Origin of the sequence: Epibacterium sp. MM17-32 (genome assembly GCF_022348205.1) — a bacterium.
Taxonomy (GTDB): Bacteria; Pseudomonadota; Alphaproteobacteria; order Rhodobacterales; family Rhodobacteraceae; genus Epibacterium.
In genome coordinates this window covers 43,115-64,014 of the sequence record NZ_JAKRFC010000006.1, presented here as the reverse complement: position 1 = coordinate 64,014, position 20,900 = coordinate 43,115, and the positions used below count along the sequence as shown (strand labels likewise).

Annotated in this window: 23 protein-coding genes and 1 tRNA gene; 5 read left to right on the top strand and 19 right to left on the bottom strand. The window is 62.0% G+C overall.

Going from position 1 to position 20,900, the window contains the following annotated elements:
- Position 1: 1 nt before the first annotated feature.
- From MHM88_RS11485 to MHM88_RS11475, 3 genes are all read right to left on the bottom strand, one after another.
- Positions 2 to 937, bottom strand: coding sequence for a lysophospholipid acyltransferase family protein (locus tag MHM88_RS11485; protein ID WP_239364747.1), 936 nt, complete (start codon positions 935 to 937; stop codon positions 2 to 4).
- A 145-nt stretch (positions 938 to 1,082) separates the two neighbouring features.
- Positions 1,083 to 2,186: a flagellar motor switch protein FliG gene (locus tag MHM88_RS11480; RefSeq protein ID WP_239319611.1), complete on the bottom strand. Its 1,104-nt coding sequence runs from the start codon at positions 2,184 to 2,186 to the stop codon at positions 1,083 to 1,085.
- A gap of 78 nt (positions 2,187 to 2,264) precedes the next feature.
- Positions 2,265 to 2,798: a tetratricopeptide repeat protein gene (locus tag MHM88_RS11475; RefSeq protein ID WP_239364743.1), complete on the bottom strand. Its 534-nt coding sequence runs from the start codon at positions 2,796 to 2,798 to the stop codon at positions 2,265 to 2,267.
- A 172-nt stretch (positions 2,799 to 2,970) separates the two neighbouring features.
- Here MHM88_RS11475 and MHM88_RS11470 point away from each other — a divergent pair, with 172 nt between their 5' ends.
- On the top strand, positions 2,971 to 3,582 hold the full coding sequence (locus MHM88_RS11470; RefSeq protein ID WP_239364740.1) for an NADPH-dependent FMN reductase: 612 nt from the start codon (positions 2,971 to 2,973) through the stop codon (positions 3,580 to 3,582).
- A gap of 50 nt (positions 3,583 to 3,632) precedes the next feature.
- On the opposite strand, the gene purB is transcribed toward MHM88_RS11470, so the two are convergent.
- From purB to MHM88_RS11455, 3 genes are all read right to left on the bottom strand, one after another.
- Positions 3,633 to 4,937, bottom strand: a complete 1,305-nt coding sequence (gene purB, locus MHM88_RS11465; protein ID WP_239364737.1) for an adenylosuccinate lyase — start codon at positions 4,935 to 4,937, stop codon at positions 3,633 to 3,635.
- 113 nt (positions 4,938 to 5,050) lie between these two features.
- Positions 5,051 to 5,311, bottom strand: a complete 261-nt coding sequence (locus MHM88_RS11460; RefSeq protein WP_239364734.1) for a DUF6455 family protein — start codon at positions 5,309 to 5,311, stop codon at positions 5,051 to 5,053.
- A gap of 68 nt (positions 5,312 to 5,379) precedes the next feature.
- Positions 5,380 to 6,651 carry a bifunctional alpha/beta hydrolase/OsmC family protein gene (locus MHM88_RS11455; protein ID WP_239364731.1) on the bottom strand — a complete coding sequence of 424 codons (1,272 nt, stop codon included), beginning with the start codon at positions 6,649 to 6,651 and terminating at the stop codon, positions 5,380 to 5,382.
- Between the two features lie 114 nt (positions 6,652 to 6,765).
- Between MHM88_RS11455 and MHM88_RS11450 the strand changes: the two genes are divergently transcribed.
- Both MHM88_RS11450 and MHM88_RS11445 read left to right on the top strand, forming a co-directional pair.
- Positions 6,766 to 7,326: an NUDIX hydrolase gene (locus MHM88_RS11450; protein ID WP_239364727.1), complete on the top strand. Its 561-nt coding sequence runs from the start codon at positions 6,766 to 6,768 to the stop codon at positions 7,324 to 7,326.
- Positions 7,327 to 7,331: 5 nt separating this feature from the next.
- A complete protein-coding gene (locus tag MHM88_RS11445; protein WP_239364724.1) occupies positions 7,332 to 8,231 on the top strand; it encodes an endonuclease/exonuclease/phosphatase family protein in 900 nt (299 codons plus the stop codon).
- Positions 8,232 to 8,241: 10 nt separating this feature from the next.
- On the opposite strand, the gene dddP is transcribed toward MHM88_RS11445, so the two are convergent.
- Positions 8,242 to 9,585, bottom strand: a complete 1,344-nt coding sequence (dddP, locus tag MHM88_RS11440; protein WP_239364721.1) for a dimethylsulfonioproprionate lyase DddP — start codon at positions 9,583 to 9,585, stop codon at positions 8,242 to 8,244.
- Positions 9,586 to 9,766: 181 nt separating this feature from the next.
- Between dddP and MHM88_RS11435 the strand changes: the two genes are divergently transcribed.
- Entirely contained in the window at positions 9,767 to 10,534 is a 768-nt protein-coding gene (locus MHM88_RS11435) for a DUF3445 domain-containing protein (RefSeq protein WP_239364718.1), read from the top strand.
- A gap of 57 nt (positions 10,535 to 10,591) precedes the next feature.
- Here the strand turns inward: MHM88_RS11435 and MHM88_RS11430 are convergent, their stop codons facing one another.
- The 5 genes from MHM88_RS11430 to MHM88_RS11410 form a co-directional block, all read right to left on the bottom strand.
- Complete coding sequence (locus tag MHM88_RS11430; protein ID WP_239364715.1) at positions 10,592 to 11,596, bottom strand: hypothetical protein; 1,005 nt, start codon at positions 11,594 to 11,596, stop codon at positions 10,592 to 10,594.
- A gap of 263 nt (positions 11,597 to 11,859) precedes the next feature.
- Positions 11,860 to 12,669: a lytic transglycosylase domain-containing protein gene (locus tag MHM88_RS11425; RefSeq protein ID WP_239364712.1), complete on the bottom strand. Its 810-nt coding sequence runs from the start codon at positions 12,667 to 12,669 to the stop codon at positions 11,860 to 11,862.
- An 88-nt stretch (positions 12,670 to 12,757) separates the two neighbouring features.
- Positions 12,758 to 14,020 carry an Hsp70 family protein gene (locus MHM88_RS11420; protein ID WP_239364708.1) on the bottom strand — a complete coding sequence of 421 codons (1,263 nt, stop codon included), beginning with the start codon at positions 14,018 to 14,020 and terminating at the stop codon, positions 12,758 to 12,760.
- 354 nt (positions 14,021 to 14,374) lie between these two features.
- A complete protein-coding gene (gene glnA / locus MHM88_RS11415; protein ID WP_239319635.1) occupies positions 14,375 to 15,781 on the bottom strand; it encodes a type I glutamate--ammonia ligase in 1,407 nt (468 codons plus the stop codon).
- Between the two features lie 87 nt (positions 15,782 to 15,868).
- Positions 15,869 to 16,207 carry a P-II family nitrogen regulator gene (locus tag MHM88_RS11410; RefSeq protein WP_239319636.1) on the bottom strand — a complete coding sequence of 113 codons (339 nt, stop codon included), beginning with the start codon at positions 16,205 to 16,207 and terminating at the stop codon, positions 15,869 to 15,871.
- Positions 16,208 to 16,376: 169 nt separating this feature from the next.
- Here MHM88_RS11410 and MHM88_RS11405 point away from each other — a divergent pair, with 169 nt between their 5' ends.
- Positions 16,377 to 18,038, top strand: coding sequence for an NAD(P)H-hydrate dehydratase (locus MHM88_RS11405; protein WP_239364704.1), 1,662 nt, complete (start codon positions 16,377 to 16,379; stop codon positions 18,036 to 18,038).
- 309 nt (positions 18,039 to 18,347) lie between these two features.
- On the opposite strand, the gene MHM88_RS11400 is transcribed toward MHM88_RS11405, so the two are convergent.
- The 7 genes from MHM88_RS11400 to MHM88_RS11370 all read right to left on the bottom strand — a co-directional run bounded on the left by MHM88_RS11400 (position 18,348) and on the right by MHM88_RS11370 (position 20,741).
- A tRNA-Leu gene (locus MHM88_RS11400) sits at positions 18,348 to 18,431 on the bottom strand.
- 60 nt (positions 18,432 to 18,491) lie between these two features.
- Complete coding sequence (locus tag MHM88_RS11395; RefSeq protein ID WP_239364702.1) at positions 18,492 to 18,719, bottom strand: hypothetical protein; 228 nt, start codon at positions 18,717 to 18,719, stop codon at positions 18,492 to 18,494.
- Positions 18,716 to 18,892, bottom strand: a complete 177-nt coding sequence (locus MHM88_RS11390) for a hypothetical protein (protein ID WP_239364700.1) — start codon at positions 18,890 to 18,892, stop codon at positions 18,716 to 18,718. Before MHM88_RS11390 ends, MHM88_RS11395 begins: the two co-directional genes overlap by 4 nt.
- Positions 18,892 to 19,077: a hypothetical protein gene (locus MHM88_RS11385; protein ID WP_239364698.1), complete on the bottom strand. Its 186-nt coding sequence runs from the start codon at positions 19,075 to 19,077 to the stop codon at positions 18,892 to 18,894. Before MHM88_RS11385 ends, MHM88_RS11390 begins: the two co-directional genes overlap by 1 nt.
- Before the next feature lies 1 nt (position 19,078).
- On the bottom strand, positions 19,079 to 19,285 hold the full coding sequence (locus MHM88_RS11380; protein ID WP_239364696.1) for a hypothetical protein: 207 nt from the start codon (positions 19,283 to 19,285) through the stop codon (positions 19,079 to 19,081).
- Positions 19,285 to 20,328, bottom strand: coding sequence for a site-specific integrase (locus MHM88_RS11375; protein ID WP_239364693.1), 1,044 nt, complete (start codon positions 20,326 to 20,328; stop codon positions 19,285 to 19,287). Before MHM88_RS11375 ends, MHM88_RS11380 begins: the two co-directional genes overlap by 1 nt.
- 74 nt (positions 20,329 to 20,402) lie before the next feature.
- Positions 20,403 to 20,741: a MarR family winged helix-turn-helix transcriptional regulator gene (locus MHM88_RS11370; RefSeq protein WP_239364690.1), complete on the bottom strand. Its 339-nt coding sequence runs from the start codon at positions 20,739 to 20,741 to the stop codon at positions 20,403 to 20,405.
- Between the last annotated feature and the right edge of the window lie 159 nt (positions 20,742 to 20,900).

Below are 20,900 nucleotides of genomic sequence, written 5' to 3'. Positions count from 1 at the left end.
CCTAGCCTTCGCCCTGTTGGGGTGACGCGTAATCTGGGTGCGGCGTGTCGTAGATCGGCTTCCAACGCCGGTGCAGCCAGAACCATTGCCCCATATGCGCGCGCACCATGCGCTCCAGGTCGTCACAGACCGCCTGGGACATGGTGAGCGGGTCGGAGTGCGGGATTTCCGCGGCGACATGCACCTCGAAATCCAGCCCGTTGGCTTGCCGCACGCCATAGATCGGCAAGAAGACCGCGTTGTATTTGAGCGCCAGTTCCGCCGGAACCGTCGAGGTCAGCGCCGGGCGCCCAAAGAACGGCAGATACTGACCGCCCATGGCGTGCATGTCCGCGACGATGGCAATATTGCCGCCCGCCTTCAGGTGGCGCACCATCTCGACCATGCCGCGCTTGCCCTGTTCGAACATCGGCTTGCCGGTGGCGGAGATCGCCTTGACATAGTGGTCGTTGAAATAGGGGTTGGCCATGCGCCGGTAGAGCGAGCCCATGTTGAACCCCATCTGGACCAGCTTCGAGCGCGCCGCATCGTAATTTCCAAAATGCCCGGTGACCAGCACGACCGGGCGGCCGGCGGCACGGGCAGCCTCCAGCGTGGCGACACCTGGTCCGGTCAGCGGGGCGGACTTGGCGCGGGCCCAGAAAGGCGCGCCGGCATAGAGTTCGGCGAGGGTGCGGCCCACATTGTCTGCAACCTGATGACACAGGCTCTCCACCTCGGAGGCAGGCAGATCCGGGCGGGTATAGGCGAGGTTGCGTCGCACGCGCTTGTGAAACCCGATCAGCGGCGCCAGTTTGCGCAGCACCCAGCCCATGGCCGGGACGCGCCTGCGATAGGGGATCAGCTTTAGTCCGCCAATCAGCCCGCGCAGGGCCAGATTGATCGCAAAGTACTTGGCGCGTTGGGAAAATGTCAGCTCCGACGAGTCAACGGGCATGCGGTGTCTGGCTCCTGGTCGCTGTCACGCAACGCAGGATCATAGAGCCGGTTGCGGCCATATACAAGAAACCCCTGACAACAAACGCGCATCCCCCTGCGGGCAGGGGGACAGGCGCGCAGTCCGGGGCGCATGTGGCCCCGGGTTATGATTCTTCCTCGTCCGATTTCAGCTCGATGTCGCCATTGACGACCATCTCGCGCAGCATGTTGACGATCAGGCCAAATGCGGCCTCGCCCTCGGTCCGTTTGACGCGACCCAGCTGGTTGGCCTCTTCGCGCAGGTTGTTGGCCATCCGTGTGGACATGTTTTCCAGCAGGAAGGTGACGGAGGCCACATCGTCCTCTTCGGTGGCAAAGGCGATCGCGGTGGTCAGTTCCTGCGGACCCAGAGCACGCACCAGTTTGGGCACATCCATCGGTTCCACCTTCTGGGCAATCAGCGCGAAGGTGAAGATCGACTTGCGCACGTCGGTGGCAAACTCCTGATCTTCCTCGTCGAGCGCGGTCAGCACCTCCTCGCGCTTGGCAGCGGCGGATTGGGTGAGGATCGCACCGACGCGCTGGCCCGGCGTCTGTTCAAAGGCGACCTGCGGACGCGCCTCGATCTGCGACGCCAGCGACAGGCCAATGCGGTCGACGGTGTCCGGCGTCACGTTGCTGGTCTGGCTGACCGCATAGGTGATGCGCCGTGCCAGGGGGCCCGGCAGATGCTGCAACATCTCCGCCGCCTTGGCGGTGTCGATCTTCGACAGCAGGACCGCCGCGACCTCGGTGCTTTCCGCCTTGGCCAGATCCGCCAGGTCCTCTGGCGGCAGGTTGCGCAGGCGCTCCCAAGGGTCGCCGAACTGACGCACGCCGGCTTCTTTGCGCAGTCGACTGTGGGTGTGGCGGCTGATCTTGCCTTCCATCGCGGTCAGCGCACCGGCCAGACCGTTGGGAAAGGACAACCCGATGTTTTCGAGTTGCTCTGCAAATTCGGCTGCCACCGCATGCAACGTCTGGCGATCCACCAGACGCATTTTGCCCATCTGCTGCGTGAGTTCCAGCTGGAGATCGTCCGGCAACTCTTCCAGGGGCACATCTGCCCCCTCGTTGAGGAGAAGTCGCACGACGATTGCCGCTTTTGCTTTGCCACTCAGTTGGGGCGCACCCCCCGAGAGGGCTGGTGCCGGTGCGGCTGGCGCGAAATCGCCAAGCCCCATATCCGGTGATGCCATGGGGAGCGCTAAGGCTGATGATTGTTCCATTCTTGAACCTTGACCCGAAAAGATTCTCTTTCTGTCAGATCACAAGATAGGCCGTCAGCAGTAAAGAAAGCCTGAAGCTTAGTAGTTAACGGTCACACCCGTCTGAATTGCACGGCGCAGCGAGGCTTCGGCCCAGGTGCCTTCGCCGCCACGGGCCTTGATTTCCTTCCACTGCGACAGCGCCTGCGCATATTCGCCATTGGCGACAAAGCCTTGCGCCATGTAGCTGCGGGCCAGGATGTTATCGGGGTCCTGCGCGATGGCTTGGGTGTAATATGCGTTTGCGGCCTCGGCCTGACCCATCTTGCGGTTGGTGAACCCCCAATAGGTCAGGACACGGCTATCCGTCTGATCCGGATGCGCGGCCAGCACCGCCTGTGCATCCTCGTAGCGCTCCAGATACGCCAGCTCGCGGGCGGTCTCCAGCAGTTGCTGGCCGTTCATGGATGATTCTTCCGGTTTGACGCATTTCTGGGCGTCCTCGTCCCAGACCCGTTTGCCCCAGCATTTCTTGGTGGTGTCAGAGGGTGTGGGCGGTGTTGTTGAATCGCTGCCGGCTGCAAAAGCCGACAAGGGCAGGGCCAGGGCGAGGGTGAGAGCTGTGAAACGCATGAATACCTCCTGTGCGTCTGTCTAATGGGGTTACGCTGAAAACACGCCTGCTGCGCAAAACATTCGTTCACGAAACCGTGAGTGGCAAAATACAGTGCCGGGCCCGCGGACGTACCCCGGGTGCAGGTCGGTGACTCCGCCGGGGCATAGAGGCGCGCAGGAGTGTGCAGGATTGTACCGTGCAAAAGCTGTCATTGTGGCCCCACAGATCCGCCCCTATAGAGGCGACATGGAGTTTATGGCGATTTCTGGCAGTGCGCGCCGCGCGTCGACCAATACCGCTCTGCTGCGGGCGGTGTCCGGGATCGTATCTCCCGCTCACACCGTGAGTGTGTTTGCGGGGCTGGCCAGGCTGCCAGTGTTCTCGCCAGATCTGGAGCAACACGCCCTGCCGCCGGCGGTCGAGGATTTCGCGGCCCGGGTCGGGCGCAGCGATGGTCTGATCATTTCAAGCCCGGAATATGTCCGGGCGCTCCCGGGCGGGCTCAAGAACGCCATCGACTGGCTGGTCTCGCGCGAGGAGATCATCGCAAAGCCCATCGCCCTGATGCATGCGTCGCATCGTGGCGACGACATGCTGGCGCAGTTGCGGACCGTGTTTTCTACGGTCAGTTCGCGCTTTTTCGATGACGTGTTCCTGCGGTTCGAGCTGATGCAGACCTCCCCGGGCGAAATCGATACCCTGTTGCAGGCGCCGCAGAACCGCCGCGCTGTGATCGATTTTGTCGATCAATTTGCAGCGCGATGTGAGCGGCACGGGGCAGGGCCTTCAGAACCCACATAAAAAACCCCGCCGGTGAGGGCGGGGCTCAATCTGTGCGCGTGAGGGCGGGCTTATTCGCCAAACACCCGTTTGAAGATCGTGTCGACGTGCTTGGTGTGATAGCCCATGTCGAACTTCTCGTTGACGCCATCCTCGCCCAGAGCGGCAACCACCTCGGGATCGGCCAGCAGCAATTCGCGGAAATCGACGCGCTCTTCCCAGACCTTGAGCGCGTTGCGCTGGACCATGGAATAGGCATCCTCGCGGCTGACACCGGCCTGTGTCAGGGCCAGCAGCACGCGCTGGGACATCACCAGACCCGGGAATTTGTTCATGTTCTCCAGCATGTTCTCCGGGAACACCAGCATCTTGTCGATGACGCCGGCCAGACGGTGCAGCGCAAAATCGAGCGTCACGGTGGCGTCAGGGCCGATGCCGCGCTCCACCGAGGAATGCGAGATGTCACGCTCGTGCCAAAGCGCCACGTTTTCCATCGCCGGGACCACCGACATGCGCACCAGACGGGCGAGGCCGGTGAGGTTTTCTGTGAGAACCGGGTTCTTCTTGTGCGGCATCGCCGAGGAGCCCTTTTGGCCCATGGAGAAGAACTCGGCTCCTTCGAGCACCTCAGTGCGCTGCATGTGGCGGATCTCGATCGCGATGTTTTCAATCGAGGAGGCAATCACACCGAGTGTGGCAAAGAACATGGCGTGACGGTCGCGCGGGATCACCTGAGTGGAGATCGGCTCCGGGTTCAGGCCCAGTTGTTCGCAGACGTGTTCTTCGACGCGCGGATCGATATTGGCAAAGGTGCCCACGGCGCCGGAGATCGCACCGGTGGCGATTTCCTCGCGTGCGGCGATCAGGCGTTTCTTGTTGCGGTCCATCTCCGCATAGAACCGCGCAAAGGTCAGACCCATGGTGGTGGGTTCGGCGTGGATGCCGTGGCTGCGGCCAACCCGCACGGTGTCCTTGTGTTCAAGCGCGCGTTTTTTGAGCGCGTCCAGGAGCTTGTCCATGCCGACCATCAACAGGTCGGCAGCACGGGTCAGCTGCACGTTGAAACAGGTATCAAGCACATCCGAGGAGGTCATGCCCTGATGCACAAAGCGGGCTTCTTCCGATCCGACATGCTCGGCCAGATGGGTCAGAAAGGCGATGACGTCATGTTTGGTGACGGCTTCGATCTCGTCGATGCGGGCGACGTCGAACTCGACGTCCTTGGCTTTCCAGACCGCCTCCGCGTTTTCGCGCGGGATCACACCGAGGTTCGCCATGGCATCGCAGGCGTGCGCCTCAATCTCGTACCAGATGCGGAACTTGGTCTCGGGGGACCAGACGGCAACCATATCGGGGCGGGCGTAGCGGGGGATCATAGGCAGCAGCACCTTTCAAAGACGGTGGAAGAGATGGCGCTCTCATAGACGAGCCATGCCCCGGCGGCAAGCGCCGCGCCGCAGCAGCGCCGAGCCGCTGTCCAAAATCCCCGTCAGAGGCGTGGTGTGAGGTCCTCAAAGCAGGCTTTGTTCTCACAATAGACCGGACAGGTCGCCAGTTGGTCATGGCGGGCCTGAAGATCACCGCAAGCCCCCTGCGCGAGACACCCAGCGCAGCGCGACACCATCTGCATCAGGCGGCGCGCCTCGCCTTCGGGGTCACGCGCCAGACGCGCGGCCTGATCTATGCCGAGCCGCTGGCTCATTCCATTGACGAGATCGGCGCTGTCACTCAGCTTGCGCATCAGTCCCATGGTGGGCGTCCTCCTGTTGCTGGCAGTGGCAACCCTAATGAGGAACGCGGGCCGCGCCTTGATGTCGATCAAATGGCTGCGGCGTCCATGTCCTGACCTTCCTGAGACATATCGGGAAGCTTTGGCGCATCTTCCAGCCGTGTCTCGACCCGAGAGCTTTGTTCAAGGGTGCGATGCACCGGGCATTTGTCGGCAATCTCCAACAATTTGGCGCGTTGCTCCTGATCCAGATCGCCCTGCAAATGGATCACCCGCATGAACCGGTCGATCTTGGCGGGGCCAGACGGGATCGCGTCCTGCGCATGGACCTTGTCATGGCAGACCTCAACGCTGATCCCTTCCAGCGGCCAGCCCTTGCGCCGTGCATACATCCTCAGCGTCATCGACGTACAGGCCCCAAGCCCCGCCGCCACAAACCCATAGGGCGACAGCCCGCGATTGGTGCCGCCATAGGCTTCGGGCTCATCTGCCAACACATGATGGTAGGGGCCGTTTTGCACATCCTGCAAGAACCCCTCCGGGTCGGCCTCGGTGACGCGGATGACGCCTTCGGGTGCGCCGGGCGGGGGCGCTGGGGGCTTCATATCCACATAGCGTGTGGCCCATGTGGCGATCATGTCTGCGGCATATTCCGCATCGCAAGGATCGGTGATCAGATGGTCGGCGTCATCCAAGGTGACAAAACTCTTGGGGTGGCGCGCGGCCTGAAAGATCTCGGCGGCATTGTCGATGCCAACGGTGGCATCGCGCGGCGCATGCATCACCAGCAGTGCAGCCCTAAGGTCTGCCACCGCTTCGCCGAGCTCGGTCTGGCGGATGTCATCGACAAATTCCTTGCCGATCACAAAAGGACGCCCGCCGAGGCTCACCTCTGCCTGCCCGTCGCGATTGATCGCCTCAAGCGCGTCTTCAAAGTGATGCGCCACATGACCCGGATCAAAGGGTGCGCCCAGCGTCACCACGCTCTTGACCGATGGGATGCCTGCGCGTGCCCGCAAGACTGCCGCACCGCCCAGCGAGTGACCGATCAGCATGTCGGGCGCCATGTTGCGGCTGGCCAGATAGCGTGCCGCCGCGATCAGATCCGCCACATTGGAGGTAAAGCTCGTATTGGCAAACTCGCCGCCGGAATGACCAAGGCCCGTGAAATCGAACCGCAACACCGCGATCCCCATGGCCGACAGTCGCGCGGCAATCCGCCGGGCGGCGGGGATGTCCTTGGAACAGGTGAAACAATGGGCAAAAAGGGCGGTGGCCAGCACCGGCCCCTCGGGCAGGTCGAGGCGCGCGGCAAGGTCATGTCCGGCGTGGCCGGTGAAACTGATGCGTTCGGTGGGCATGGGCGAGGCTTTCGGGGCTTGGCTTTTGTGGGTCGGCTTCCCTAAGGTGCGCCGACGTCAGGGTCACGGCAAGGCGGCTGTCACAACCGTCACGGGAAGGTGAAGGAGCGTCACATGGGCGTGCATAAAAACACGGAGCAGATGATCGCGGGGATCGGACGTTTCACGCCCCTGGACGCGCGTGATCGGGACATGTGGGCGCGTCTCGTGAGGTTTTGCGCATATGAACCCCGCGCGTTTGAGCGCGACCCGAAGGTTGGCCATGTCACGGCATCTGCCTTCGTGCTGTCTCCGGACCTCACGTCGGTATTGTTGACCCATCACGCAAAACTCGACCGTTGGCTGCAATTGGGTGGTCATTGCGATGGTATTCAGGACGCCTGTTTCAACGCCACCAAAGAGGCCTATGAAGAAAGCGGGCTGTCCCGTATCCGGCTGCTGGCGCACGAGGTCTTTGACGTCGATGTGCATGAGATCCCGGCCTCGGCCAAGGAACCGGCGCATTTGCATTACGATGTGCGCTATCTCTTTGTGGCGGAGGCAGGGGAGCCTACGGCAAGCGAGGAGTCCCATGCGCTGGCCTGGGTGCCGCTGGATCAGCTGGCCGAGGAGGCCGAAAGCGTTGCGGTTGTGGCGCGCAAATGGCCGCTCTGGCGGGAGCGGCTGGACCTGTGAACGGCATGTTGAAACTGTGCCGCGTCGGGATTTGGGCGCTGTTGATTCTCAGCACCCTCTCCTTGGCGGGCGGCTTTCTGGGCGCGCTGCATCCGCTTGGCGATAGCCTTGCGGTGTTTCGCGTACCCTTTGCCGGGCTTGTGATGATCTGTGCCTTTATACTGCGCCGCGATGCGCGCGCGGCCATGCTCGGCGCGGTGGCGTCTGGGGTGATGCTGGTCAGTTGGCTGGGCCATTCACCCACGGAGACGGAGGTGCGCACACCACAGATCACGCTCTATCAGAAAAACATGCTGTGGCGGAACAACGGCAACGAGACCCTGATAGAGGCCATTCGCATCTCAGGCGCGGATATCGTCACGCTGGAGGAAATCTCTCGTGAAAACATGCCGATCCTTGATGATTTGCGGGCCGACTATCCAGTACAGCAGTTCTGCCCGTTTCGCCGGGTCGGAGGTGTCGCGGTGCTGGCGCGCGGTGTCACGGCGACCAACAGGCTTGCCTGTGCAGAGGACCTCGGGCTGGCCGCGATGGAGATCGAGGGGCCAACGGGGCGGTTCTGGGTGGCGGCGCTGCACCTGCCGTGGCCCTGGCCGCATGAGCAGGCAGAGCATGTGGACAGGGTGGTAAAGCGGCTGGAGACCCTCGACGGGCCGGTGATCCTCGCCGGGGATTTCAACGCCGTGGGCTGGTCCCATGCGGTGGCGCAGATCGGTGCGGCAGGCGGCATGGCGCGGGTCGGCCCCTATGCGGCGACATTTGATCTGCCGCCGCTCGATTACCCAATCGGTATTGATCATGTGCTGGCCCCGGGCGGCAAAGGCGAGATCGAGATACAGCCGAAACTCGCCTCTGACCATCACGGGGTTCTGGCCCATCTGCCCTGGCCAAACCCGCCGCAGTGAGGGGCAGACATTATATCTGCCCCATGAGCGCGGGATCAAAGGGGTAGGTGGTCAGGTTCTCATATCCATCCTCGGTTATCAGAACCTGATCTTCGAGCTTGATAGAGAAATCGCCGCCGACCTCGCCCACCAAGGCCTCCACACAGAGCACCATCCCCGGCTCCAGCGCATAGTCAAACGCACCTGCCACCGCCTGATCCGGGTAGGCCACCAAGGGCCATTCGTCACAAAGCCCCACACCATGCATCAGGCAGCCGTATTTCTGCGCCTGATATTTTGCGTCCAGAACATGGGTGCCTGCGGTCAGCTCCGGGATCATCACGCCCGGTTTCAGCATTTCCATATTGGTCATGATGTGTTCATGCGCATGCTGCATCGCATAGATCATGTCCGGGCGCGGCTTTTGATCGCCGATCCACCAACTGCGGGAAATATCGACGCAAATCCCGTAGCTGCCCACCAGATCGGTATCAAAGGAGATGATCTCGTTGCGCTGCGTGATGCGCGGGCCGCATTCCTGAAACCACGGGTTCGTGCGCGGACCGGAGGCCAGCAGCCGCGTCTCGATCCATTCGCCCCCCCGGCGGATGTTCTCCGCATGTAGAACCGCCCAGATGTCATCCTCCGAGGTCTTGCCATCGCCGACATTGGCGCGGGCAAAATCTTCCATCGCCTGCACGGCGGTCTCGCAGGCATGGGACGCACAGCGCATGGCAAGGATCTCGTCCTTGCCCTTGATTGCGCGGGCCTTTTCGGTGACTTCCTCACCTTCCATGACCTCGAACCCTTGCGCCTCAAGTGCGCGCAGCCCGTGCAGCATGACCTTGTCCACCGCGAGGCGCATATTGCCGCCGCCATGTTCGCCGATCAGCACGCGGATCTCATTCGAGAGCGCATCGGCGGCGACATCCACCTTGTCGCCCCGATCAAAGTAGAACAGGTCCGCGCCGGAGCGCTGTTCGCGCACCAATGGGTTGAACGTCGACAGAAACGGCGAGTTCTTGTAGTCCCAAAGCACCATGTAGCCATCCGCGCACAGCAGCAGCGCGCGAAACGGGTTATGGGTGTTCCACAGCTGCATATTGGTGCTGTCGGTGGCGTAGCGGATGTTGAGCGGATCAAACATCAGCAGTCCGCCATAGCCGCGCTCCACGATCGCCTGCGTCAGCCGCTGCCAGCGGTAGTGGCGCATCGCCTCCAGATTGGGCAGCTCCAGCCCTGCCGCCGTCCATTCCGAAAACGCCAGCTGCGTCGGACCAATCTCGATCCGGTCGTTGTCATTGGGGCTGCCGTCGCCCAACACGGACCCGCGGCTGGGGTCGATCTTTCGACGATCCCGAAAGTGTTCGTTCATCTCCGCCTCCCTGGCTCTTTGGCCTCAGCCTGCCGGGGCTTGCGCGGCGTGGCGTTCCCAAATGCGACCCGGAGCATGTCCGTTTTGGCCGAATTGGCGGGACTGGCGTGTTTGAAACAGTGGCTGCGGCCAGAAACTGTACAGTCGTGCACAGTTTCGACAGCGGTGCTATGGCTTGCACATGACAGAGATTCTCCAGACCTCCATTCCCTATAATCCGCTTGCCCCGCGCCCATTGCCCGGCATTCAGCCGCTCAAGCCGGAGGATTGGCTGCGCTTTGACGCCGGGTTTGCCGCGCAAGTGGCAGAGCGGGAGCGGTTGCTGCGCGATCACCCCGATGCGGTATTGGCGATGGATGCGGGGGCCGCACCAGCCGCGCAAGAGTTGCTCGATCATGTGCTGGCGGTGCGCTATGGCGCAGACACTGATGTAGACCACGTCACCCGGCCAGATGGTGTGAAGGTTGCGATCAATCGCGCCCAGCCGATGGAGACCCTTGGCCGGATCGCACAGCAGGATTTCTGTATCCTGGAGAGGCCCGAAGATGGCGATGAACATGTGCTGACGGCGGCTGTATTGTGTTTCCCCGCCAGTTGGACGCTTGCGGAAAAGTTCATGAAACCGCTGCTGGCGATCCACGAGCCAGTCAAAGACTATGACGCGGGGATTGCACGCCGCGTGCAGCGGTTGTTTGACGGGGTGCAGGTGGGGCGGCCGCTCTGGCGTTTCAACGCGCTGTGGTATGCGGACCCAAGCCTGCATCAACCCAGGCTGGAGCGCGATCCACGCGCCACCTCGACGCCGGAGACCGAGCACTACATGCGCAGCGAATTGCAGTCGATCTACCGCCTGCCGCAGAGCCGTGCAGTGGTGTTTTCGATCCACACCACCGTGATGCGTCGCGCCGATGTGCTGCAACAGTGGCAGGCGGTGGCGGGCGCCACATAATATAAAACCCCGCAACACGAATGTGTTACGGGGCGTATCTCAGGTGTGTGCAACCGGTCAGTATAGCGCGGCGTGCACCAGGCCGGAGGATTGCAGGAACATCAACAGGGCCATGACCGCCAGCATCTGCACGCTGAATCGCATGTCGCCGCCGCGCACCAGATTGACCGCAGCCGCAGTGATGCCAAGCGGCAGGGCGAGCAGGGTCATCACCAGCGTCAGCACCCAGGCCGACGTGGTATTGGCGGTCCATCCGCGCTTTGACAGCGAGGTGCCCAGCTTGCGACAGGCGTTGCCCAGATGCCGGGCCGGGCGGGGACCATCGCGGCGCTCGATGATCCGGTCGCAGGCTTCGGTCAGGCTGCCAAAGGTTTCCTCCACCGGGGCAAACCGCTGCGGGCTTCCGGGCTGGGCCGTCGTATGGGGCGCGGCCGGTGCGGCGGTACTCTCCGACGTCCCTTGGCGTGCGGCGTAGGTGTCATAGGCGCGGATCGGCTGTGCCAGATCGGTCTCCTCGGGCGTTGGCTGAGGCACGGCTGTGGCGTTTGGATCGGTGATCGGCAGCTGAATGTCCCGCACAGACACATCCTCCGCGGGCTCAGCGGTCTCGGCGGCAAAGGCCGAGAGAAACGCGTCGCGGTCCAGAATGACCGCCGTATCCAGCCATTCGACAGAGCTGGCGTCCAGCTGCGACAACAGCGCTTGCAGGCTGCGGGCCAGCAGCATTTCGGTCAGTTCGGCATCGGTGCGCTCCGGGAACCGGGGCGTGAAGGTCACATCAAGCTGGCAGCGACAGGCCACGCCATCGCTCTGACGCATGGGCGCAGGGCTGCGGCGGTGTCGCAGGTCGACGATATAGTGATCGCATTCCAGCGTGACGCGATGGGCGCGTTTGGCGTGGAACTGATCGACCTCGTGACCAAATTCCTCAAGCGTTTGCACGACCAGAGTGCAGGCGGTGGACAGGGCCGTCTCATCCCGTTCGGAAAAGCCCAGCTTGCCGCGAAAGGCCGTGGCGGACACATTCTGTGTAATCTGATCCAGCACCGTGAAATCCTCCATCGGTTGTGTTCCCAACCAATGTAGAGGCCGAACACGCAGAAAATTGGGCGTATCCGCCGGTTTTTGAATATTTCCCGGGGCTTCGGTCGCGATATTTCGTCAATCAAAAAGTTTTAATAAAAACAGAGGGATATGGATTTAGCGGCGCGATGCGGGCTGAAAATGCGTCGAAATACTGGCGGCGCACGGCCATATTGATGCCGCAGCTTTTACAATCCCGCGACCGGCGCGTTGATTGTTTTTAACCCTTTGCGGAGACTCGATCAGCCGTCGATCTGCCGCCCCATGATCGCCAGCGATTGCTGATAGACCGTGGCGGCGTTCCATTGTTTCAGGACTTTGTAGTTGGGCTCGCCCGGCTGATAGCCACGGCCCGGACGCCAGCCTTTCTTGCGCAGGAAATAAGCGGTGGAGGCCAGGGCGTCCCCCATGTCATAGAAATCCACCCGCCCGTCGCGGTTCCAGTCCTGACCGTAGTTCAGCGCGTTGCCGGGCAGGAACTGCGTATGCCCCAGCTCTCCGTGTTTGGCGCCCTTGGTCGCCATGGTGATCGCACCCTGATCCACCAGCTTTAGCGCGCCAATGGCGTGGGGCTCAAAAAACTCCGAACGGCGGCAATCATAGGTCAGGGTCACGATGGACGAGACCACCTGACTGTCGCCCATATAATTGCCAAAGGCGGTTTCCATGCCGTGAATGGCAATAAGCAACCCTGCGGGCACGCCATATTTGCGCTCCAGAGATGCAAAAAACGCGGCATTGCGGGCCTTGTGCTTGCGCCCCTGTGCGACGATGGTCGTGGCCCCGCGCACCTGCATGAATTTTTCCAGACTGTATTTAAAGCTCTTCTGGTTGCGATCCGCTGCGATGGTGCCGGTGGCATAACGCGTCTGCGCCAGTGCATTGAGCCCCGCCTGACGGACGCCCGCGCGTTTGGCGGTGCGGGCAAACTCCGCTTTCCACGCCTCAAACCCCGCAGAGGTATTACCGCAACTGGCCGCAAGACCGGTGATTGGGGTTGCGATGGTAAGGCTGGCGGCAAGGCCCAGGGCCGCAAAACGGGAAAACAGCATGAAAGAACCCTCTGAAACTGGCGGATGTCCAAGGGAAACTTACGCGGCAGAGGCCGGGCTTTCACCCCCTTTTTACGGGGAGCTTTGCTCAGAAGGCGGCATCCTGCGCAGCCAGCGCCAGCCCATCGGCCACAGCCGTCATTGCGCGCTCTGTCTCGATCTCTGCGGTGGGGCAGAGATCCTGAAGCGCGGCACGCACCGCCATCAGCAACGCAGACCCGCCCACCATGACGCAGCGGTTGACGTCGCCGGGGGACACGCCGGCCAGGCGCAGGGTCTCGGTTGCCTCATCCTGAATGGCCTGCACCATCTGCGTCAGCGACTGTTCAAGCGCGGCGCGGGGCAGGGCGGCGGAGAGGCCAGGCTCGACAATGCGCAGATCGATCTGCGCGGTCTCCTCGGTGGCGCAATTGGCGCGGATCTTCCCGGCCTCAGTCGCAAAGGCCAGATCATGGCCCAGCTCATCCTCCAGCACTTGCAGCAGACGGTTCAGCCCGCTGGAATCTTCGGCGTTCTGCGCCAGATCGCGCGCCGCGCGGCGGGTGTCGGGCCCATAGAGGAAGGGGATCATCTGCCATGTGGCGAGATCATTGAAGATCCGATTGGGCGCCGGCAGGCTGCCCCCGCCAAAGCTGTTACGGATCATCGCACCACGCCCCAGATGCGGCATCACATGGTCAATGCTGATCTGGCGGTCAAAATCGGTGCCGCCCAGACGCAGGCCGTGGCTTGCGAGGATACGCGTGCCGCCGCTGTCGTCCTGCTCAAAGCAGGTGAAGTCCGATGTACCACCGCCGATATCCACCACAAGACCGATGCCCGGATGCGGACGGGCGGCACGAAGGGCGGCTTCGGGTTCATACATGAACTGCACATCCTGAAACCCGGCCTTTTGATAACAATGGCGCAGGTCTTCTTCGGCGCGGGCATTGCGGGCCTCGTCCCTGGAGTGAAATTTTACCGGCCGCCCCGAAAGCGCATGGGTGAACTCCAGTCGTGTTGCCGTCTCGGCGCGGGTTTTCACTTCGCGCAGGAAATGCGCAATGACATCGGAGAAATCCATCATCTCACCGCCCAAGCGGCGCTTTTCATAAAGGAGCGAGGTGCCCAGCAGGCTCTTGAGTGCACGCATGAACCGGCCCTCGTCGCCCTCAATCAGGGCGCGGGTGGCGCTGCGTCCGATCCGGCGTGCCTTGGTATCGCTGTCAAAGAATACGGCGGTGGGCAGCGTGGTTTCGCCCGGCTCCAGTTCCACGAGCCAGGGGCGGCCCGCCACCGTCACCCCGGCGGCGGAATTCGAGGTGCCAAAGTCGATGCCAAGCGTGGTCGGGGCGGGGGAGATCTGTGTCATGGGGCGGCTCTCATGCGGCTCAAGGCGGGCAGACCTACAGGACCGGGAGCAGGGGCTCAACAGGAAATACCGGGGGACCAACAGGAAGATATGCGCGGAAAAGAAAGGGCGCCCCCTGGGAGGGTAAGGCGCCCCTGCCACAACAACTGGCCCATATGCGGGACACATCCGTGACGTATGAGTCGTCGAGCCACCCCCAACAGGTGCGGCTCGTCCTCAGACTGGCGTATATTAACTGACCAGTCAATAAACAAACCTGCGACACAGCGACAGATACGGCGCTCAGTGGTGGCATCGACGAAAAAAGGCGCCCCCGAAGGGACGCCCTGATAACACGCTGCTTCGAACCGCGGATCAGCAGCTGTAGTACAGCTGGTATTCCACCGGGTGCGGGGTGTGCTCGTAGGCTTCGACTTCTTCCATCTTGAGGTCGATGTAGCCTTCGATCTGGTCCTTGGTGAACACGTCGCCCTGGAGCAGGAAGTCGTGATCGGAGGCCAGTGCTTCCAGCGCTTCGCGCAGGGAGCCGCAAACGGTCGGGATGTCGGCCAGTTCCTCTGCGGGCAGATCGTAGAGGTTTTTGTCCATGGCTTCGCCCGGATCGATCTTGTTCTTGATGCCGTCCAGGCCGGCCATCAGCAGGGCTGCAAACGCCAGGTAGGGGTTTGCGGCCGGATCGGGGAAGCGGGCCTCGACGCGCTTTGCCTTCGGGGATTCGGTCCACGGGATACGCACGCAGCCGGAGCGGTTACGGGCGGAATAGGCGCGCAGAACCGGAGCTTCGAAGCCGGGGATCAGGCGCTTGTAGGAGTTGGTGGCCGGGTTGGTGAAGGCATTCAGCGTCTTGGCATGCTTCAGGATGCCGCCGATGAAGTACAGCGCCTCGTCGGAGAGATCCGCGTATTTGTCACCTGCAAAGAGCGGCTTGCCGTCTTTCCAGATCGACATGTTCACATGCATGCCGGTGCCGTTGTCGCCGGCGATCGGCTTGGGCATGAAGGTGGCGGATTTGCCGTAGGCGTGGGCCACATTGTGGATCACGTATTTGTACTTTTGCAGCTCGTCGGCCTGTTTGGTCAGGCTGTCGAAGATCAGGCCCAGCTCGTGCTGGCAGGACGCCACCTCGTGGTGGTGCTTGTCGACTTTCATGCCCAGACGCTTCATGGTGGAGAGCATCTCGGAGCGCAGGTCTTGTGCTTCGTCGATCGGGTTCACCGGGAAGTAGCCGCCCTTGACGCCCGGACGGTGGCCCATGTTGCCGGTCTCGAATTCCGCATCGGAGTTCCAGGAGGCGTCGGTTGCGTCGACCTCATAGGACACTTTGTTGATGGTGTTGGAGAACCGCACATCATCAAAGAGGAAGAATTCCGCTTCCGGGCCCATGTAGGCCACATCGCCGATGCCGGAGGCCTTCAGATAGGCTTCGGCTTTTTCGGCGGTGCCGCGCGGGTCGCGCTCATAGGCTTCGCCGGTGTCGGGCTCGACCACGGAGCAGTGAATGCAGATGGTTTTTTCCGCGTAGAAGGGATCCACATAGGCGGAGTTGGTGTCCGGGATCAGCTTCATGTCGGAGGCTTCGATGGATTTCCAGCCTGCGATGGAGGAACCGTCGAACATGAAGCCTTCTTCGAGGAAGTCTTCGTCGACCTGATCCGACATCAGGGTCACGTGCTGAAGCTTGCCACGCGGGTCGGTGAAGCGGATGTCGACATAATCTGCCTCTTCATCCTTGATCAGCTTGAGAACTGCGTCCTTGCTCATTTGAAGTTCTTCCTCCGTCAGAAAACTTGGGTATTTCGGGTGTTGGGTGATCTGCGGTGCGGGATATTGCGCCGCATTGGTGTTCGGTTAGAGGGCGTCGGAGCCGGATTCGCCGGTCCGGATGCGAACCGCCTGTTCGATCGGGCTGACAAAGATCTTGCCGTCACCGATCTTGTCGGTCTTGGCCGCGGCGACGATGGCCTCGATGGCGGCGTCGACCTGATCGTCGTCCAGCACCACTTCGATCTTCACCTTGGGCAGAAAGTCGACCACATATTCCGCACCGCGATAGAGTTCCGTATGACCTTTCTGGCGGCCAAAACCCTTGACCTCGATGACAGAGAGACCCTGAACGCCAACGTCCTGTAGCGCTTCCTTCACCTCGTCCAGCTTGAACGGCTTGATGATGGCTTCGATCTTTTTCATGTCCGGGCTCCTCGCAACCTTGTCGACTGTGGTCAGATCATTTTCAACTGATCGCCACAATGTGTAAGCTGAAGCGCCTGCTGCCGAAATGTGCAGTTTTCCGATGGTGTGATGAAAATTTGGGCCATGCGATTAATTATTGGGCATTCGTGAATCGAAGGGGTGCGGAATGACCGAATTGCTGACCGCAGCGCAGATGCGTGAGATCGAAAAAAGCGCCATCGACAGCGGCGCGGTGACCGGGCTGGCGCTGATGGAGCGCGCCGGTGCGGGCGTGGTAGAGGCGATTTTCGAGACCTGGCCGGAGCTGGGCGATGAGGCTGCGCCGGATGGGGGCGCTGCCCCCCGGCCTGCGGCCGTCCCCCGAGATATTTCGGAAAAGCTGAAGCGGGCTGTGGTGCTCTGTGGTCCGGGCAACAATGGTGGCGATGGTTTTGTGGTGGCGCGGCTGCTGAAGGCACGCGGTTGGGACGTCACGGTGTTTCTCTATGGCGATGCTGCGGTGCTGCCACCGGATGCACGGGCGAATTATGCGCGCTGGCTGGAGATGGGGGAGGTCATGGCGTTATCCGCGGAAACGTTTGAGGGGGATCAGATCTGGCCCTCGACAGATCTGGTGGTGGATGCGCTCTTTGGCACCGGGTTGACGCGTGCTGTGGATCTGCCGCTGGTCGCGTTGGACGCAGTGCCTGCGGTGGGACAGGCGCCTCAGGTGGTGGCAGTCGATCTGCCCTCGGGGCTTTGCGGTGACAGCGGGCGCGTGATCGGAGAGGCTGCGGTGCCGGCCGGTCTCACGGTTACATTTCATTCACGGAAGCTGGGACATGTGTTGGCGGAGGGGCCGCAGCACTGTGGGAGCGTGGTGGTCAAGGACATCGGGCTGGCGCCCGTTTCGGAGGTCGGAGGCCAATCGCGTCAGGCCTTGGTCGCGCTGCACGGGGACAAGCGGATTGGCCGATATCTGTGTCGCGCGGCGGAGGCTTCTTCACCCTATCTGCAAAAACAGGCTGACGAGCATAAGTATCACCATGGTCATGCGTTGATCCTGTCCGGTGGCGCGGGACAAACCGGCGCGGCGCGGTTGGCGGCGCGGGGCGCGCTGCGGATCGGCGCGGGGCTGGTCACGCTGGGTGTTCCGCCTGCGGCACAGATGGAGGTCGCGTGTCAGATCACATCCCTGATGCTCACCCGGATTGACGGGGCAGGGGCGCTGACGGCGGTTCTGGAAGACAGCCGCATCTCCGCGCTGTGCCTGGGGCCGGGGCTTGGGCTGGACCGGGCGCGTCGCCTTGTGCCGGCGGCACTTGCGGCAGGGCGCGCGACGGTACTGGATGCCGATGCGCTAACGGCCTTTGCCGAGGCGCCTGAAGCGCTGTTCGAGGCACTTCATCCGGCCTGCGTTCTGACCCCGCATGGGGGAGAGTTTTCGAGGCTCTTTCCCGATATCGCCGAAAAGCTTGCCCAGCCCGCCACAGTCGGTCCGGCCTATTCAAAGGTGGACGCCACCCGGGAAGCCGCCCGTCGCGCCGGCTGCACGGTTCTGTTCAAAGGGGCCGACACCGTGATTGCGAATGAAACCGGCATGTGTTCGGTCAATGTCGCCAGTGGGGATCGCGCAGCACCCTGGCTTGCGACGGCCGGTGCGGGGGATGTGCTGGCGGGGTTCATCGCGGGGCTTTTGGCGCGCAGCTTCGACCCGCATGATGCAGCCGCGACAGCCGCGCGGCTACATGTGGACTGCGCGCGCAGCTTTGGCCCCGGGCTCATCGCCGAGGATCTGCCGGACCAATTGCCCCAGGTGCTGCGGGGCCTTCAGGCCCAGCCGGGGTGACGCCTGTGTCTCTCCCCGGTGCGCGCGGGGCTGCAATGGTGAGGCTCGCTCCCTGACGGCCCAGGTCCCGATGCCAGCCCGCAGAAGGACACAAAGCGCGGTCTGATTATGCGGAGTTTGAATGGGGGAATGGTGCGGGTGAAGGGACTTGAACCCCCACGCCTTGCGGCGCCAGAACCTAAATCTGGCGGGTGAAAGCTAACCCATTGAAAAACAAAGGTTCCACTGTCAGTGTTGCGGGGAATTTGGGCCTGTTGCCGCAACATCTGCAACAGCTCCGCAACAAACTTGGGAAGGTAGAGTGGGTACTGGTGCGGGTGGAGGGACTCGAACCCCCACGCCATGGGCGCTTGGACCTAAACCAAGTGCGTCTACCAATTCCGCCACACCCGCACTGGGCTGCTGATACTCGACCAAAACAGGCAGTGCAAGAGCGACGTGTAATGGTGGCACTTAATAGGGCCATCCACATTTCCGGCACTGACGCCCGCGCTCCATCAATGCGGCGCAGGACCAGCAGGACATGGTTGTACGCCCCGCCCCCGGCAGGTACTCGGCCTGCTTGCGAGCTTCCCAGCCCGCGTTGAAGGCCCGCAGTGTAGAGGCATCCTCGGTCGTGGTGGCGAACTTGTGGAACGCTCTGTCCCGCGCCTCGTACTGCTTGGCGGTGGTGGTGGTCACCCCTTGTCTCCTTTCGCATTTCCAAAGTGCTGCATGAGCGCAGCGTGTAGCTCGTCAGCCTTGATCAGCAGGAGCGGGTTGCCGTCTGGCCCGTAGACCTTGAGGTATCCTTCCTCATCGACGCCCTCGATCTCGCCGCCGAAGGTCTCGACCAGTTTCCATGGGTTGTTCATCAGCCTTCTCCTTTGCGGCTTCCCGTGTCCTCCACGGCGGCGATCAGTTCCCTCAAGTCACTGACCTTGACGTGCTTGTTGTAGTAGGGGTCTGAGGTCTTTTCATCGGAAAGCTCGACCCACAGCTCCCCGTCCTCGGTGTACACGTCAGCGTGGGCAGTGCCGAACGACATTTCCAGATCCATGTCAGTCTTCTCCTTCCAGCTTCGCCAGCTTGCGGTTCACGGCCTTCATCTTCTGCCGTGTTGCGGTCAAGGCCTTACGCAGGCTCTCGTGCTGCGCCTGCAGGACCATCCGGTCCCATGCCTTGGTCCCCTTGAGAGGCTTCAGCGCCTCGTGTTCAGCGATGATGTCGCCTAGGGCGTCCATCGTGTAGCCGTAAACTGTGGTCATTAGCCTTCTCCTTCCAGCGCTTTGGCTGCGTTCATGATGTCTTGAGGGTACAGGTGCGCGTACCGCATGGTCGTGGTGATGCTGCTGTGCCCCAGCCATTGCTGCACCGTGGGCAGGGAGACCCCGGCCTTGACCAGACGCGATGCGCAGGTGTGGCGGCACACATGCAGGACGAAGTCATTGTCGTCAGCCAGCCCGAGGTGCATCCTTGCGCGGTCCCAGAGGTGACGCACGTCGCTCACAGACAGGTCGAAGCACGTTGCGCCTGTCATGCGATCCTGCAGCGCACCCCGGCAAGCCTTGGTCATGGCGACAGACCGGATCTTGCCGTTCTTTGTGCCCTTGCCCTCGGTGCCGTACACCATGATCACCCCAGACTTGAGGTCCACGTCGACAGGGCGAAGGTTCATCAGCTCACCCCGGCGCATCCCGGTCTCGATCAAGACCATGACGAACGCGGCCATGTCGTCCCGCCCGATCTGGATGAAGAACTGGTAGAGCGCCGTCTCCTCGTCCTTGGTGATGAAGCGTATCCGGCTGACCCGCTCCTTGCGCTGCATGGGCATCTTAGGAAGGGCGTCGAGGCCCCCGTATTCAATGGCCAGCTTGAGAACCTTGGACAGGGCCGAGACCTTGCGGTTGATTGTGCTGTCGCTATTCGACCGCGCCTCGCAGTCATGCAACCACGCATCGATCAGGTCACGATTAATGGCCTCGAGCTTCACGTCAGGCCCCATGAATTTGATGGCGTCCTGCACGTTCAGTGTGGCCTGCTTCTCGTAGCTGCAGCCTCTCCAGCCCTCAGGCTTGGGCAGGGACAGCACCTTGTCCAGCGCCTGCTGCAGTGTCCACCCGGCGGCGTTGGCGCGTGTCGCCTTGATCTCCTTCCCGGTCGTCAGTGCCTCAGTCAGCTCGGACTTCTTGGCCATAGCCTCGTGCAGTGTGGCCACAGTGGCCGTCTTGCGCTTTCCTTGGTGGGTCACGTCCACAAAGTACTTGGCCCCGCGTTTGCGGATGCCTCTGGGAAGCTCGTGCGTTGCCATTGGCTGTCTCCTTTGTTCTCTCATGTCGGCTCTTGCGTCTAGGTTGTGCGCTGGGCGTTGCTGATGCCGCCGAGTCACTCCATCAGGTCTTCGAGTTCTGCGATCACGGTGCGCCCTTTGGGCGTCAGGATGCAGCGGACGCGGCGCGGGTCATCGTCGTCAGGACGCGTCTCGATCCAGTCCAGAGACCCTGCTTGTCCCCTTACCGCCTTCTTCCCCATGTGGGCCAGAGTTCGGGCAACAGTTGACTGCGTGTGGCCCGTTGCGGTCACGATTTCTTTGACCAATGCGCCCTCGGAACCTTTCCGCGACACGTGCAGCAGCACCTGCAGGCGCGTCATGTTCATTTCGAGGTCGTACTTCTTGAGGTGGCTCGCGACCCTCATAAGCTTCATCAGCGATTGCTTCGACATTAAACCGTTCCTTTTTAATACCATGCGGCGTGGTATAGTACATCTCGAAGCTCCAAGCCCCAAGCATATACTCACCCACACCCACCCTATGGGCGGTTGGCCACCCATGCAGCTTAAACGGGTAGCAGGCAACCGAAAATTCCCCTAGGTAGTTTCGTA